At 41.8% G+C, this 16,105-nt stretch carries 11 protein-coding genes and 1 tRNA gene; 9 read left to right on the forward strand and 3 right to left on the reverse strand.

Annotated elements, in window-relative coordinates; genetic code table 11:
- Positions 1-289: 289 nt before the first annotated feature.
- Positions 290-922: an orotate phosphoribosyltransferase gene (pyrE, locus tag BWX39_RS01100; RefSeq protein WP_014709203.1), complete on the forward strand. Its 633-nt coding sequence runs from the start codon at positions 290-292 to the stop codon at positions 920-922.
- Complete coding sequence (locus tag BWX39_RS01105) at positions 923-1,336, forward strand: SRPBCC family protein (RefSeq protein ID WP_028905529.1); 414 nt, start codon at positions 923-925, stop codon at positions 1,334-1,336.
- Positions 1,337-1,481: 145 nt separating this feature from the next.
- Here BWX39_RS01105 and BWX39_RS01110 read toward each other — a convergent pair whose 3' ends face one another.
- Positions 1,482-2,117, reverse strand: coding sequence for a DUF4294 domain-containing protein (locus BWX39_RS01110; protein WP_028905530.1), 636 nt, complete (start codon positions 2,115-2,117; stop codon positions 1,482-1,484).
- Positions 2,118-2,249: 132 nt separating this feature from the next.
- On the opposite strand from BWX39_RS01110, the gene BWX39_RS01115 reads away from it, so the two are divergent.
- The 5 genes from BWX39_RS01115 to BWX39_RS01135 all read left to right on the forward strand — a co-directional run bounded on the left by BWX39_RS01115 (position 2,250) and on the right by BWX39_RS01135 (position 7,450).
- Positions 2,250-2,840: a hypothetical protein gene (locus BWX39_RS01115; protein WP_028905531.1), complete on the forward strand. Its 591-nt coding sequence runs from the start codon at positions 2,250-2,252 to the stop codon at positions 2,838-2,840.
- 104 nt (positions 2,841-2,944) lie between these two features.
- Positions 2,945-3,030, forward strand: a tRNA-Leu gene (locus tag BWX39_RS01120).
- A gap of 106 nt (positions 3,031-3,136) precedes the next feature.
- Positions 3,137-4,129: a DUF4369 domain-containing protein gene (locus BWX39_RS01125; protein ID WP_028905532.1), complete on the forward strand. Its 993-nt coding sequence runs from the start codon at positions 3,137-3,139 to the stop codon at positions 4,127-4,129.
- A complete protein-coding gene (locus tag BWX39_RS01130; RefSeq protein WP_028905533.1) occupies positions 4,130-5,671 on the forward strand; it encodes a YifB family Mg chelatase-like AAA ATPase in 1,542 nt (513 codons plus the stop codon).
- A gap of 117 nt (positions 5,672-5,788) precedes the next feature.
- Complete coding sequence (locus BWX39_RS01135) at positions 5,789-7,450, forward strand: putative transporter (protein WP_028905534.1); 1,662 nt, start codon at positions 5,789-5,791, stop codon at positions 7,448-7,450.
- Positions 7,451-7,675: 225 nt separating this feature from the next.
- Here the strand turns inward: BWX39_RS01135 and BWX39_RS01140 are convergent, their stop codons facing one another.
- Entirely contained in the window at positions 7,676-10,573 is a 2,898-nt protein-coding gene (locus BWX39_RS01140) for a choice-of-anchor J domain-containing protein (protein WP_028905535.1), read from the reverse strand.
- Positions 10,574-11,638: 1,065 nt separating this feature from the next.
- The gene (locus BWX39_RS01145) at positions 11,639-12,238 is read right to left on the reverse strand and encodes a hypothetical protein (RefSeq protein WP_028905536.1); all 600 of its coding nucleotides are present in this window, start codon (positions 12,236-12,238) and stop codon (positions 11,639-11,641) included.
- A 214-nt stretch (positions 12,239-12,452) separates the two neighbouring features.
- On the opposite strand from BWX39_RS01145, the gene BWX39_RS01150 reads away from it, so the two are divergent.
- Together BWX39_RS01150 and BWX39_RS01155 are read left to right on the forward strand one after the other, a co-directional pair.
- Positions 12,453-13,976, forward strand: a complete 1,524-nt coding sequence (locus BWX39_RS01150) for a GH3 auxin-responsive promoter family protein (RefSeq protein WP_028905537.1) — start codon at positions 12,453-12,455, stop codon at positions 13,974-13,976.
- A gap of 75 nt (positions 13,977-14,051) precedes the next feature.
- Positions 14,052-16,076 (forward strand): Ig-like domain-containing protein, encoded by a 2,025-nt coding sequence (locus BWX39_RS01155; RefSeq protein WP_028905538.1) that lies wholly within the window; start codon positions 14,052-14,054, stop codon positions 16,074-16,076.
- The last annotated feature ends 29 nt before the right edge of the window (positions 16,077-16,105 follow it).

The following is a 16,105-nucleotide window of genomic DNA, read 5'->3' on the forward strand; positions in this document are numbered from 1 at the left end:
ATGTTTCTTTTAGTTTTATGACACGTGTTGCCATTTATCGTATCTAATTTACAAATATATGAATAAAAAAGAATAATAGCAAACAAAATGATTGTATTTTTATTAAATATATGACAAGATGTATTGATTTTATTAAAAACAAGTAAAATATGAACAAGAAACAAAGAAGCAATAACTTAAATAATTGATATTTTTGCCTAAGCATTTAAAAATACATCACTGTTCGCTTTGCACATCATCGGTAATTCGTTATCTTTGCAACAGAAAAAGAAGCATACTATTCAAATATATGGAAGATTTAAGGAAAACATTTGCAGGCAAACTGCTCGGTATTAAAGCCATTAAGTTGCAACCCAACGACCCTTTCACGTGGGCAAGCGGGTGGAAGTCGCCTTTCTATTGCGACAATCGTAAAACTTTGTCGTACCACGATGTGCGCTCGTTCGTAAAGTTAGAACTTGTTCACGCTATCTTGGCAAACTTCCCAGAGGCTACGGCAGTGGCTGGAGTCGCAACAGGTGCCATTGCACAAGGGGCATTAGTGGCTGAAGAACTTGCAATGCCATATGCCTATGTGCGCCCTAAACCAAAGGACCACGGTATGAAAAACCAAATAGAAGGCGAATTGCCAGAAGGTTCAAAGGTTGTAGTGGTGGAAGATTTGATATCTACAGGCGGCTCATCGCTTAAGGCTGTGGCTGCATTGCGCGAGGCAGGCTTTGAGGTAGTGGGCATGGTTGCTTCTTACACCTACGGTTTCCCAGTGGCAGAAGAGGCTTTCAAGGAAGCCAACGTGCAGTTGGTTACGCTCACCGACTATCAGAGCGTAGTAGAAAAAGCATTGGAAACAGGATATATTAACAAGGAAGACGTGCCAATGCTTGATGAATGGCGCAAAGACCCTGCAAATTGGAAGAAGTAAATGAGCAAATTTGAAAGTAGCATAAAGCAGATTGCTTATCCTCAGCAAAGTGTTTACAATATGCTGAGCGACCTTACAAACATAGAGCGTGTAAAGGATAAAGTGCCCGAAGATAAGTTGCAGGGATTGACTTTCGACAAAGACACCATCTCTGTGAACGTACCTCCTGTCGGAGCTGTGTCTATGCGGATTATCGAACGCGACGAACCGAAGACCATAAAGTTTGCAAGCGAAAACTCGCCGATGTCGTTCAACTTTTGGATTCAGATACTTCCTGTAGACGAAACCTCTTCAAAAATGAAGCTGACCATCGATGCCGATATTCCTTTCTTTGCAAAAAGCATGGTTTCAGGGCCACTACAAGAAGGCATAGAGAAGATTGCCAACGCCTTGGCAATGATTCCGTTTGAATAGGAAGAATACAAGACAATGATTATAAGAGCGTGATTTATCACGCTCCTTTCATTAAGTTTCCCTTTCAAAATTACTGTTATTTGGTTTGCAGGGTATTAGAATAATGTGGGTAAAAGCTGTGTAGCGTTTTGTCGGATACACGTTATTACAGCTGCCCAGCCTCTACCTGCAGTACTATTCGTTCTACAAGGCGGTCGGCACCTTTAGGGTCGTATCGCTTTTTAAGGCTTGCACCAAACACCCACGCAAAGGCTTGGTAGAAGCCTGCACGCACAGGACCGAGGAAAGCTTGTATGAGTTCGTAGCCCGTAGAGTGGGTTTCGCGGTCAATAAGTTTTATAAGTAGCTTTCCTTGCGAGTAAGTCAGCTTCTTTATGCGAGGCGTGTATTCTTCTTTCAGTCCTTTTTCGACTGCTTTCATATGCGCATCGCGTTCCTTTTTCGTAGGAATAGTTTGGAGATAAGCACCTGTTTCCAATATAATTTGGTTACATTCTTTTGCCAATGGCAGCACCTTTTTTATATTAGCTACAAGGCGATTGTAGGCTTGACGCTGCTTATCGTTCTTAAATTCCATAGGTGGAAAGATGTAAATCTTGTTCGTGCGCACATATTGTATGCTGTCGCTGCCCACCTTTGCTTTGCCAATATGCACCATCGGCACAAATGTGGGAGAGTTTAAGTCTACCACACGGTCTTCTGGATTAATATGTTCTTGCGCAAAACCGCTCACAGCGATAAGCAAGAAACAAAAGGCAAATATAATTCGACAGCATCTCATAACGAGAGCAAAAGTAGCGATAATTTCGCAATCGAGTGCTTTTTTATATTATTTTATGGTTTTCTTATCTCAATAAATGCAGTGAATTGCCGTTTATGTAAATAGAAAATTACAGCAAAAACATAAAGATTTATGAAGCTAAAATATATAATCAGCAAAGGTATAATGGCACTGTCGGTAGTGTTTGCACTAATGGCTTGTAGCGAAAACATAGACTACGAGTACAGCAACTACCATTGCAACTTGGCGATTGACAACAGTGTGCATCTTGACGCAACACTTGCCAGCTCGATGAATGCACTTTCGCCAGGTATATTCACAACGATAAAGCCACTTTATAAAGACGGAACAAGCTATTTCTATTTTAAGAACAATCAGGGAATGGAGTCGGAAAAGCGTTTCAATGCGATTGACGAAAACTTGCAAAGCCACTTGCGCATAGGTATGAACAAAGGTCTTATAGTGGGCTTTGGCAACCTTGATACACCTGCCCGCTTCTTTGCTTACGACTTGCAATGCCCCAATTGTTTCGACTTCAATGCCCTACCGATTCGCTCTTACGAACTAACGGTAAACGGAACAGGCATTGCTACTTGCAAAACATGCAGACGAAGCTACAACCTTAACACAGGTGGCAACATCGTAAATGGCGAAAAGGGCAAAACAATGACACGTTACAGAGCAAGCACAGCAGGGGCATACGGAATGCTACGTGTACTTTAAGCACTGTATCAAGTATAAAATAACGAAGATTAAAGCGAGAAATACAAAAAAATATCAATTATCTTGTGAAATTCGATATTTAGCATTATCTTTGCACACGGTTTGCCGCAATGGTGGAATTGGTAGACACGAGGGACTTAAAATCCCTTGGCCAGTAATGGCTGTGCGGGTTCAAGTCCCGCTCGCGGCACTTTTAAAGACAGCGTATTAATGCGCTTACAAAATGAAAAGCATAGACGAGCACATTGCTCCCGATTAGCTTTTTGCTTTTATACATTCAATTAAACATTGTCCAAATGAAGCGAATAGTTTATTTTTTCTTACTATCCTTACTATTGGTTTCTTGTGGCGGACGCAGCGGATACTTTAAAATTGATGGCAGATTGCTACACGTCAATCAAGGACAACTATTTGTTTATAGTCCTGAAGGCGTGATTGACGGACTCGATACCATACAAATAAAAGGTGGACGCTTCACTTACGAAATACCTTGCCAGTTCAATGGCACACTTATAATTGTATTCCCGAACTATTCTACACACGCTATTTTCGCCGAACCAGGCGAAGCTGTGGAAATAAAAGCCGATGCTTCGCACTTGAAAGAGATGGAAGTAAAAGGCACAGACGATAACGAACTGATGGGAAAATTCCGCAAACAGATTGCATCAGCATCGCCTCCAGAGGTTGTAAAATACGCTGTCCAGTTCGTAGAATCCCACCCAGAATCTCCCGTTAGCGTGTATTTGACAGAACGTTACCTTATTAATAATAAGAGAACAGACTACAAACAGACAGCCGAACTTATAAAACTAATGGAGAAAGAGCAACCGAAGAATGGCTCTTTGGCACGTTTGAAACAGCATTTACAAAGCTTACAGAACGGAAATGTTGGGCAACTGTTACCGAAATTCACGGTAAAAGACTTGAATGGAAATGTTATCACCAGTTCAAAGCTAAAAGACAAGAACACAATTATTTGCACGTGGGCATCGTGGAGCGAAGAAAGTAAAGACATTCTCTTAACGCTTAACAGTATGGCGAAGAAGGGTGCAGCTACCGTAATAGGCGTTTGCGTAGACCCATCGGCAAAAGAAGCAAGACAATATATCAAGGAAAACGACATAACAGTTCCCAATATCTGCGACGGAGAGATGTTGGAGAGCAGACTAATAAGAACTCTTGGGCTGACATCTGTACCCGACAACATCGTTCTAAACAACGGAAAGATAACCGAACGTAGGGTAGATGCCAACACGCTCAGAGAAAGAATGATAAAGTTAGATATCTAAATGCTTGTAAAAACTTATTGTGCTGCTGTAAACGGTATGGAAGTTACAACGGTTACAGTGGAAATAAGCATAACACGGGGTGTAATGTATCACCTCACAGGATTGGCTGACGTGGCTGTAAAAGAAAGCCACGACCGTATTGCTGCAGCACTATTAAACAATGGCTATCAGTTTCCAGTAGCCGATATAACCGCCAATCTTGCCCCTGCCGATTTACGCAAGGAAGGTTCAAGTTTCGACCTACCGCTTGCCATTGCTATTCTTGGCGCAACCGAAAAGATTGCTTCCGACCACCTTGGCGAATATATGCTTGTGGGAGAATTAAGCCTTGACGGAACTTTGCAACCCATTAAAGGTGCATTGCCGATAGCCATTAAGGCACGGGCTGAAAAGTTTAAGGGACTGATTGTGCCGAAAGCGAACGAACACGAAGCAGCCGTGGTAGACACACTCGAAGTCTACGGTATGAACAACATAGGCGAAGTCATCAGTTTCCTTAACGATGCCTATACACAAGAGCCGTGCAAGGTAGACACACGCAAAGAATTCTACGAGAATCAATATACCAGCGATTTGGATTTTTCCGACGTTCGCGGACAGGAAAATGTAAAACGAGCATTAGAAGTAGCCGCCGCTGGTTCGCACAACGTCATTATGATAGGTCCTCCGGGTAGCGGAAAGAGTATGATGGCGAAGCGTTTGCCTTCCATACTGCCACCATTGGCACTTACCGAGAGCTTGGAAACAACGCAAATCCATTCTATTGCGGGGAAACTAAAGAAAGATACAGGACTCATAACGCAACGCCCATTCCGCAGCCCCCACCATACCATTTCAGAAGTAGCCTTGGTAGGCGGTGGAGCAAACCCGATACCAGGCGAAATAACCTTAGCCCACAACGGGGTTTTATTCTGCGATGAGCTACCCGAGTTCAATAAACACACGCTCGAAGTATTGCGCCAACCATTAGAAGACCGCGCGATTACCATTTCAAGAGCCAAATATACCGTTACTTACCCTTGCAGTTTTATGTTTGTAGCGAGTATGAACCCTTGCCCTTGTGGCTATTATGGCGATATTACGCACCACTGTGTCTGCACGCCAGGGCAGATACAGCGTTACCTTTCAAAGATTTCGGGCCCGCTACTCGACCGTATCGACATACAGTGCGAAATATCTCCGCTTCCATTTAAAGACCTTTCGAAAGCCGAGCAAGGCGAAACGAGTGCCAATATTCGCGAACGTGTATTGAAAGCACGCAGCATTCAGACCGAAAGATTTAAGAATTACCCCAACATTCATTGCAATGCGCAGATGTCGGAACGTATGATTCACGAGTTTGCCGAACCCGATGAGCAATCGCTCGAAATACTTCGCAAAGCTATGGAAAGCCTTAAACTGTCGGCGCGTGCCTACAACCGTATTCTAAAAGTGGCACGTACCATAGCCGACCTCGACGCATCGACCAAGGTACAAGCCCACCATATTGCCGAAGCCATTGGTTACAGAAGTCTTGACCGAGGCGATTGGGGCGAAAGATAATATAGTTTTTATTTTGCTATTTTCTTAGTTTACAGTACCTTTGCACTTGAAATATCAATAGAATGCGTAAGAAACAAATCGTATTAAACTACTAAAAATAGCTTAAAAAGTTAGAAGATGGAATGGATAAACGGACTTTTCAGCATTTACTCGGCACTTCAAGGTGTAATCATTGTTTCGCTTGTATGTGCTGTCGGACTTGCTTTGGGTAAGATAAAGTTCGGCGGAGTATCTTTGGGTGTTGCCTTCGTGTTCTTCGTAGGCATTGCCGTAGGAAACTTCGGACTCAGTATGGACACACAGATGATGAAATATTGCGAGACCTTTGGGCTTGTATTATTTGTCTACACGTTAGGATTGCACGTCGGTCCTAACTTTTTTAGTTCCCTGCTCCACGAGGGCAAGGCATTGAATATGTGGTCTTTGGCTGTTATTCTGCTCGGAACAGTTATGGCTGTCGGACTAACATACGCCCTTAACGTACCAATGAGCGATATGGTAGGTATCCTTAGTGGAGCAACAACCAACACGCCAGCCCTCGGTGCGGCACAACAGGCGTTGGAACACGTTGGCATCAGTGGCGGCCGTGCAGCCCTTGCAACGGCTGTAACCTATCCGCTCGGTGTTGTAGGCGTTATCTTCGCAATGATTGTTTTGCGCAAGCTCTTTGTAAAGCCCGAAGATTTAGAACTGAAAAACACCGACGAGGAAAACCATACCTATGTTGGACAATACGTTGTTGTAAATCCTGCCATCATTGGCAAAACTATTGCAGAAGTATCGCAAGGTTCTCACACTAAGTTTATTATATCCCGCATTTGGCGCGACGAAGCAGTAATACTTCCAAAAGGCACTACGGTATTGGAAAACCACGACAATTTGCTCGTCATTGCCAACAAAGACGATGTGTCGAGTATAGAAATACTGTTTGGTCAAACCGTTCGACGCGACTGGAACAAGGAGCAAATAGACTGGAACAATATCGATTCGAATGTTGAAAGCCGCACCATTGTGCTCACAAAAGACGAGTTGAACGGCAAACGACTTGGACAACTCCAACTCCGCGATACATGCGGTGTAAACGTTAGTCGCGTGTTGCGTGGCGACATCAAGCTGCTTGCCACCGAAGACCTGCGTTTGCGATATGGCGACCACCTGACGATTGTCGGAACTCCTAAAGCCGTAGACCACGCCGAAAACTTCCTTGGCAATTCCATAAAGACACTGAACGAGCCTAACCTCGGCAATATATTCCTCGGAATGATACTTGGCCTCGCCCTCGGAACCATTCCAATCACTTTGCCCGGTATGGATTCTCCTATCCGCTTAGGCATCGCGGGCGGTCCCATTATTATGGGAATCTTGGTCGGAACGTTTGCCCCACGCTTTCATATGGTATCTTATACCACCCGAAGCGCATCGCTTATGTTGCGCAAATTAGGGCTTTCGCTCTATCTGGCGTGCATCGGATTAGAAGCAGGTAAAGACTTCTTAGACACCGTAATCCGCCCCGAAGGCTTAATGTGGGTGGGCTTGGGCTTCCTGCTTACGGTGTTGCCCATCATCATTATTGCCATTATTGCTTTGCGAACGAAGAAATACGACTTCGGCACTATCTGCGGAATACTTTGCGGTGCAATGGCAAACCCAATGGCGTTGGTTTATGCAAACGACACCACTAAGGGCGAAACATCTAACATCAGTTACGCTACGGTCTATCCGTTAGGAATGTTTATCCGAGTGATAATTGCTCAAGTGCTGGTAATGTTCTTTGTTTAGCAAAGGAGGACTGATAATTTTAAAATTGTACTTTCACATTTTTGCACTCATTATACATCGCTATACTAGAAACTATAAAGATGTATCAAAAGTGCTGCATCTTTTTATATTATTCTAATAAGGCTTATTGGGAGTTCCCAATAAGCCTTATTGAATTTACAGGGGTAATATATGTGTTTGAAAAATACACATCAACCCATTAACAACAATCTTATATATTGATAATTATTTCTTTATAATGGTCTTGCCATTAACTATATACATACCCTTTCTTATTCCTTTCAAAGAATGTATGTCCTTTGCAACGAGTTTTCCATCTATTGTGTAAAGATTAAAAGTTTTGTTAGAATCGGTTTCAATACTCTTAACATCTGTAACCAGAGTAGCTCTTGTTGCTTCAGACTCACCACCTGCATAGACTGCAGAAACAGCATAATCGCCAGTACTGTTCGATGCCTCTGTATCGGTAAACTTACTTGGAATATCAGAATTAATACGTTTTATCAACTTGCTTCCACGATATATATTGTAAGCAACGACCTTTCCGCAACCTGCAGTATAGGTTATGTCGTCCAGCATTAGCATATAAGTATCAGCCGTATTGTTATGAATGGCAAAATAAGTGGCACCTTCTGGCAAAGTTGCAGAATACTGTTTCCATACACCACCGTCCACTATTACCTTTGTATTTGTTGGAATAAAATCGGCAATTGTTGTTCCTCCTTTTGAATAAAGCAATTCAATATTCTCAGGATAATTAAGTTCTGATGACTTAAAGTTGTTCGCCCAGAATGTAATGACTTGTTCCTTACCAGGAAGCGATGGTGAAATAAGCCAATTATCTGCTACGATAAATTGTGAATTTTCTACGCTATAAAAAGATGACAGATAGCGTTCGCCACTATGTGGACGCAGACACGGATAATCGCCAAGTACTTTGTCTGTTAACCACGAAGCTGGTTCTACCAAAGTAAAAGCAAATCGTTTACCTTCGTTAGGGTGCGGATAGGAGCGACTAAACGGACCACGTGCGACACCTTTCTCCCCATATACCGATGTCCAATTACCAAAATCGTCAGTAGCCCAAGGTGTATAACTCTCAAAATCGTCGGTAACAACTTCAGAAGTTTCTACTATTTTCTGCCACTCTACAACTACCTTACCATCACTTTGCATCGTTGCTGTTACGTTAGTAGGAGCTGTTTTTGTAGAAGAAAGCAACTCTACATTGGCTGTTGCTACATTATCATCAGGTGTAGCATCTTCTTCCTCTGTTACAACTTCTGCTTTCAACAACAGTGGCGAAACATCTACAACCGTAGTAGGACACTTTAATGACACCGTGTTCTGTGCATGTGGAGCCAACGAGGCAGCTATAACTTTACTGTCTATTAAATCGTTTCCAGCATAAATCCGAACAGTATAGTTTGCTCTTTCAACACTTCCCATATTTCTGACATCTACCTTTGCAGTGATGGTCTCACCCTTACGCACCTTTGAAGGCGCATCAAGCAATATGCGCAAATCTTTCTCTACCACATCACGAACATAGATATTATCGAAGTATATCGTTTCTCCAGTTGGTGCCTGTGCAGTGAATGTAAATGTTATATAAGGCAGCACACTATATTCAGCGTCTATTTTTATAGAGGTAGTATGCCATTCTTGTTTTGAATTATCTATGTTAGCATAGTCTACAATACACAGCTGTTTGGTTTCTTTGCCCGGCGCATCTATCTTCACAATAACCTTACCTTTTCCGTTTGGATCTGTCGAACGATTGGAGAAGACTAATGTAGGGCTGACAGCAGCTTTAATAGAAATCTTTCCAGAGCCCATCGTAGCACTATCTGTATCAGAAACTGAAACGTATCCAGTACACCCACCATCGCCATCAGACGACATTCCTTGCATCAATTGGAAGGTTGATTTATCTGTTTCCGATACCCACCACATATTATTATCCAAGCGACCATTCTTGAAATGTTCCTCGAATGGCAAAGTATAAGGTTCTCCGACAAGGATATTAGGCGACATAACGCGTGGTCCCTCTCCCATTTCGTTCTCAGATGAGAGTGCGTAGTTAATAATATCCTGCTGTCCTACGTTGGTTTTATACGGAATACTAATAGAAGTTTCCTTTACTTTCTTCACAAGTGTCAGTTTAGCTCCTGTGTTAGTTTCTTCTATTTCATAAACATTATAGAGAATGTCGGTTGGTTTAACATATCCACCGTGCGACCCTGTTGTTACAGCATTCCAAGTGAGCGTAATAGAATTCTCGGTCTGACTTGTTTGAATATTTGTTGGCGCAACGGGCGTATCCAAACCTACGTACACTTCTATTTTCTTGCTTTCCTTTCCTTCTCCCATCAAGTTCTTTGCAATAACAGAATAGGTATTAACTCCCTGCTCTGCCTCATTGTCTACATACTGATAAGAGCCATTCGGTTCTATATTCTCCATTTCTCCTATCTTCGACCCATTACGCATAATGTCTATGGTGAGCGGTGTTTCAAGCTTTGCACCATCAATAGCTGTCTCTGGAGCTACAAAGTCTATTGTAGCCTTCAAACTACCATCGCTGGCTGCTTTAACCGATACTATGTCGGCTTCGTTAGGAGCTTTCGTTGAGTTGCCCTCAACTGATATATCATCAATTATCAGTTGCCAAAACCATTCGACATCACTTGTGCAATGAAATCCGAAATAATACACTCCATCAGCTGTTGGAGTAAATGTTTTCTTAATGGTTTGGTACTCAGTATTGGTTAACTTCTGTTGTTCAACGAGTACATTGGTCATTGCGGCAACGGTGGCATCGCTTCCGTATTTCACTTCCAATAACTCAGGATAAGATATTCCTTTCGTTGCTACACGATAAGAAATATTGTACATCATATTTGCCTTCAAACTCAGTGGTGGGCTTATAAGCCAGTCATCGTGGCTATAGTCGCCATACTGCATCTGAACTGCTGATTGTCCTGTTTCGTTGTCGTGAAAATAACTCCACGTATTGCCGTCTTTATTATTATCAATAATGGTAAATGAAGTTAGCGCATTTTCATTATCAAACCCTTCTCTAAATGGCAATTCTACTACACCGCTTGGCGATTTTTTCATAAAGGATTCAGCATTAATACGCTTTTGAGTACGCTTATTAGAACTAAATAGCAGATTTCTACTTGATGGTAAATTTAAATTTTGTCTTTTAAATCCAGTCATAGACCCTTGCACATTAGTAGAAGAAGACTTACTTTCAGCAGTAACCAATTGCCGTGTGGGCTGTTCCATAGAGGTTTTTTCATACTGCTGTGCCCTAACAGTTATTGTAAAAAGTCCTATTAAGGCTGTAGTTGTTACAAGAAACAGTTTCGATAAATATCTATCCATACTTTAATACTTTGCAACACTTTAGATTAATAATAGGTCAAAATAAATTAATAAATTCGTCTTAGATTTAAATATTCCATCAGAGCATACACTTACCAAGTGTTGCAATAAAGTAAACTACACCCTAATAGATTTTACAAAGATACATATTTTTACTTTTATTTAGTAATTAAAATACTAATATTTATCAGAGAAATATATATTAAAACAGAATTATAAGCTACTTTTTTGTAATATTCGGTGTGCCAAATTAATAAATATAAAAAAGGCTTACCCTTTTATAACAAAAGAATTTAGGATTTACCAATATGTTATAAAACATTAATAACATGTGGATAAAAACCTGCATTTGTTAAAAAACAAGCGTGAAACAATGGCAGGAAGGCGGCTTTTTTGCGTGAAAGAATAATTATTTGTAAATAATCGCAGCATTTATGTGCAGCAATAATATTCTGTGTGTCAATATATTGTATTCTAATATGGTAATTTTGTGCAACGAAATGCAAGGAAAGTATTCGTAAAACGAACAATAAATGTAACGTATAAAACTAAATTGCCTTATAAAAGCTATTGTCTTGCAACACCAAACCTACGTTTTTACTCGACAAAAGCTATTGTTTTACATTCTCAAAGCGTAGGTTTGACAAAATAAAAATATTTTTATCGCAGAACAATCGCTTTTTTCTTTGTTCCACAAATCTATTTCATCAATTCAGCTTAGCTTTTTTCGAGAAACACTTTTATACATTTTTTAATAATAGAGAGCGTACAGTAAAAGTTATTTTTAAACACTCTTTATGGGAAGATTTTATTCATAAGTGGCTTCAATATATCTTCATACAAGGCTTTCCTGTTAATTACAGGACACACTTCATTGCCTGTGATTTGGAATGATGGTATCATACAGATTACATAAACACTGCCGTCTATAAAGTATGGAACTGCATACAAAGGTGCTTTGCATTCGTCTATCATAAAATATTCCCTGTCAAATGTACCGATGCTCCACCCTGTTTCCGCCGACTTCAAGGCAATAATAGTCATCGCATCTTTCTGTACGCTGTCTTTAAGCAGCCCTATCTCTTTTGTCGAAATAGAAAGAGAATGGGTCAGCCATTGAGCATTCAAACCCTTCAATATTGCACTTATAAGCTTAGTATCAACTTTATTTTTGTTTATACCTGTAAAGGTTTTACCTGTCCATTGCAAGGTATAAGTTTCTTTTTCCGATATAATTCGATAGCTTGGTGCACTCAGATTTTCTATCGAATCTACCTTCTGTGCTTTGCAATTATATAGTTGTGTCTTATCGTTTGTAAACGCAAATGCAGTTAGTTTGGTGCAGCTAACGAGCATACAAATTAGATATACGATACGCAATTCTAATCTTTTCATACAGTTTTACCCTTTTATTCTATACTTAGACCGTTCTCAATAATTTGTTGTAAAAGTAGTATTTTTTTCTGATTGTCGTTTCCTTTGCTGCTTTAATAATTCTTAATGGGCTGCGTTTTCAGAAATCTGGCAAAGTATAATAAAAATAACTAAAAAACCATCTCTATTCCGTAATTTTGCAGTACTTTTGTAATTTAAAATAATTGGATAAGAAATGAATCTTACAAGCATAGTAAATAAGTTGTACTTCCATCCTCGTCGTCGCGATTTGGAACGTTATATCAACGAGGGCGAAGCTATCCAACGCGAAATATTACAATACTTGGTAAAGCGCGGAAAAGATACGGAATATGGAAGAAACCATTTGTTTTCTACTATCAAGTCGTACGAAGACTTTGCGCAAAACATACCTGTAAACACCTACGAAGAACTGAAAGACGACATCGACCGTATGCGACACGGCGAGAAAGACATATTGTGGCCCGGACAAGTGAAGTGGTATGCAAAGTCGTCGGGCACGACAAACGATAAGAGTAAGTTCATTCCAATCACGCACGAGGGCTTGCAGACACTGCATTATCAAGGTGGCAAAGACGTTGTGGCTTATTACTTAAGCAACAATCCTGACAGCAGGCTTTTCAGCGGTAAGGGTCTTATACTCGGCGGAAGCCATTCGCCAAACTATAACCTGCCCAATTCGCTCGTTGGAGATTTGAGTGCCATTCTCATAGAGAACATCAATCCGTTGGCAAACCTTGTGCGTGTGCCTTCAAAAGAGGTGGCACTGCTGAGCGACTTCGAGGTAAAGCGCGACCGTATCGCCCGCGAAACGCTCTCGCAGAACGTTACCAACATTTCGGGAGTGCCGTCGTGGATGCTGTCGGTGTTGGTTCGAGTGATGGAACTGACAGGAAAGCAACATCTGCAAGAGGTTTGGCCAAACTTGGAAGTATTCTTCCACGGTGGTATAGCATTTACGCCGTATCGTAAGCAATACGAGCAGCTCATCACAAAGTCGGATATGAAGTATATGGAAACATACAATGCGTCAGAAGGATTCTTCGGTATTCAAGACGACCCGAACGATGAAAGTATGTCGTTGATGCTCGATTACGGTGTGTTCTACGAGTTCTTACCTATGGACGAGTACGAAAACGAAAAGCCAAACATCGTTCCGTTAGAAGGCGTAGAGGTTGGGCGCAACTATGCAATGCTCATCAGCACAGCCTGCGGATTGTGGCGTTACGAAATCGGCGATACGGTTCGGTTCACTTCCACCCGTCCTTACAAGTTCGTTATTACAGGTCGCACCAAGTATTTCATCAATGCTTTCGGCGAAGAACTTATCATGGACAATGCCGAAAAAGGCTTGGAAACAGCTTGTAAAGCTACTGGCGCACAGATTTCAGAGTATACGGCAGCACCCATTTTTATGGACGCCAATGCCAAGTGTCGCCACCAATGGCTCATCGAATTTACGAAAGAGCCCAATGATATTCACGAATTTGAACGCATCTTAGACAGTAAACTGCAAGAAATAAACTCCGATTACGAGGCCAAACGCTTCCACGATATAACGTTGCAGCAGTTAGAAGTGGTGGTGGCAAGAAAGGATTTGTTCAACGATTGGCTGAAGTCGAAAGGCAAACTTGGCGGACAACACAAGGTGCCACGACTGTCGAACAACCGTAAAAACATCGAAGAGATGTTGTCGATGAATAAGGAAAAGGAAGAATAAAGCTACTTCATAGAAACACATAGGATTGTATTCAAGCTGCAAAGCGATATAAAACGAACAATATTTTAAAGGGTTATGAACAAACAGAGCATAAAGAATATGGGTTGGAAAGCAGGAAGTGTAACAACTTTCTGCCTGCTTCTGCTTACTGTTTTCGCATGTGCAAAGATGGGAGAACCTGATGGCGGTTGGTACGACGAAACACCACCGCACATTCTCGGCACATCGCCTGCCGACGGTTCGAACGATGTAAACAGCAAGAAAGTTACCATTCTTTTCGATGAGTTCATAACGCTCAGCAACCCAACCGAGAAAGTTGTAGTGTCTCCGCCGCAGTTGGAAACGCCTGAAATAAAGGTAAGTGGCAGGAAAATTACTGTGGAACTGCAAGATAAACTAAAGGAAAATACCACTTACACGATTGACTTCTCGGACGCTATCGCCGATAACAACGAGGGAAACCCAATGGGCAACTATACCTATTCGTTCTCTACGGGCAATCAAATAGACACAATGGAAGTGGCAGGGTATGTGCTTGAAGCCCAAAACTTAGAGCCTGTAAAAGGCATTTTGGTAGGACTTTACAGCAATCAGAGCGACACTGCCTTCCAACACGAACCGATGTTGCGTGTTGCGCGAACCGACGGAAGCGGGCGTTTCGTTATAAAAGGTGTTGCAAAAGGCGATTATCGCATTTATGCGCTGCAAGATATGGACGGCAATTATAGGTTCAATCAGCAAAGCGAAAAGTTGGCTTTCACCCCCGAAATCATTATGCCTTCGTGGAAACCAGACGTGCGTCAGGATACAATCTGGAGCGATTCGCTGCGTATTGCTGATATTAAGCGAGTGCCTTACACGCACTTTCTACCCGACGATGTTGTGCTTACGGCTTTCACAGAAATACAAACCAATCGCCATTTCTTGAAGTCGGAGCGCAAAAGTGCCGACCATTTCACGCTGTTTTATAGCTATGGACACGCCGAATTGCCCGAAATTAAGGGCTTGAACTTTAATGAAAAGAATGCTTTCATTACCGAACCGAGTCTGAATCAAGACACAATTACCTACTGGCTTCGCGATACGATGCTCGTCAATCAGGACACGCTGCGTATGCAACTTTCCTATATGGCAACCGATTCATTAGGTTCATTGGTGAAACAGACCGACACTTTGGAAGTATTGGCGAAGATTCCGTATGAGAAACGGTTGAAACGACAACAAGAGGATTACGATAAATGGAAGAAACAGCAAAGCAAAAACAAGGAAAAAGGAAAGCCGTATCAGACCGAATATCCTAAAACTCCATTAGAGGTAAAGATAAAAGTCGCTTCGCAAATGGCACCCGACGAAAACCCTATGTTTATTTTGCCGTCGCCGATAGCTCTCTGCGACACATCGAAGATACATCTTTACGAAAAAGTAGATACGGTTTGGCAAAACGCCAAGTATCAGTTTGGCAGCCTACCAGGCGTTCCTCGTCAATACAAACTTGTGGGTGAATGGAACTTCGGCAGCGAATACAGCCTCGAACTCGACTCTGCCGCCTTCATAGACATATACGGCAAGGTGTCGATGAAGACGAAACAGAGCATAAAAGTAAGCTCGCCAGAAGAATACAGCACGCTTATCGTGTCGTTACAAGGTATGGACGGCAAGAACTGTCTGCTGCAATTGCTGAACGAATCGGACAAACCGATAAAGGAAATAACAGCAAAAGGAAACGAAGCAACATTCTATTACGTGAAGCCGGGCACATTCTACCTGCGCTTAATCGTAGACGACAACGACAACGGACGTTGGGATACAGGACTTTACAGCAAGCAACAGCAACCCGAAGCTGTGTACTACTACACAAAAGAAATAGAATGTAAAGCCAAACGCGACGTCAGAATAACGTGGAATCCGCGCCAAACGCCGCTTTATCAGCAGAAACCAGCAAAGATAACCAAGCAAAAGGCAGAGGAAAAACAAAAGATAAGAAGGCGCAACTACGACCGTGCAAAGAAGTTGGGATTAGATTATAATCCACGAAACGGATTGGTAGAGAAAGCCAAAAAGAAAGTAAAAAACGACGTAACCAAAACTCCTTCGAAATAAAAGGTTATAGGAAATAAGAAAAACGTAAT

The sequence above is a fragment of the Prevotella intermedia ATCC 25611 = DSM 20706 genome (genome assembly GCF_001953955.1).
Classification (GTDB): domain Bacteria; phylum Bacteroidota; class Bacteroidia; order Bacteroidales; family Bacteroidaceae; genus Prevotella; species Prevotella intermedia.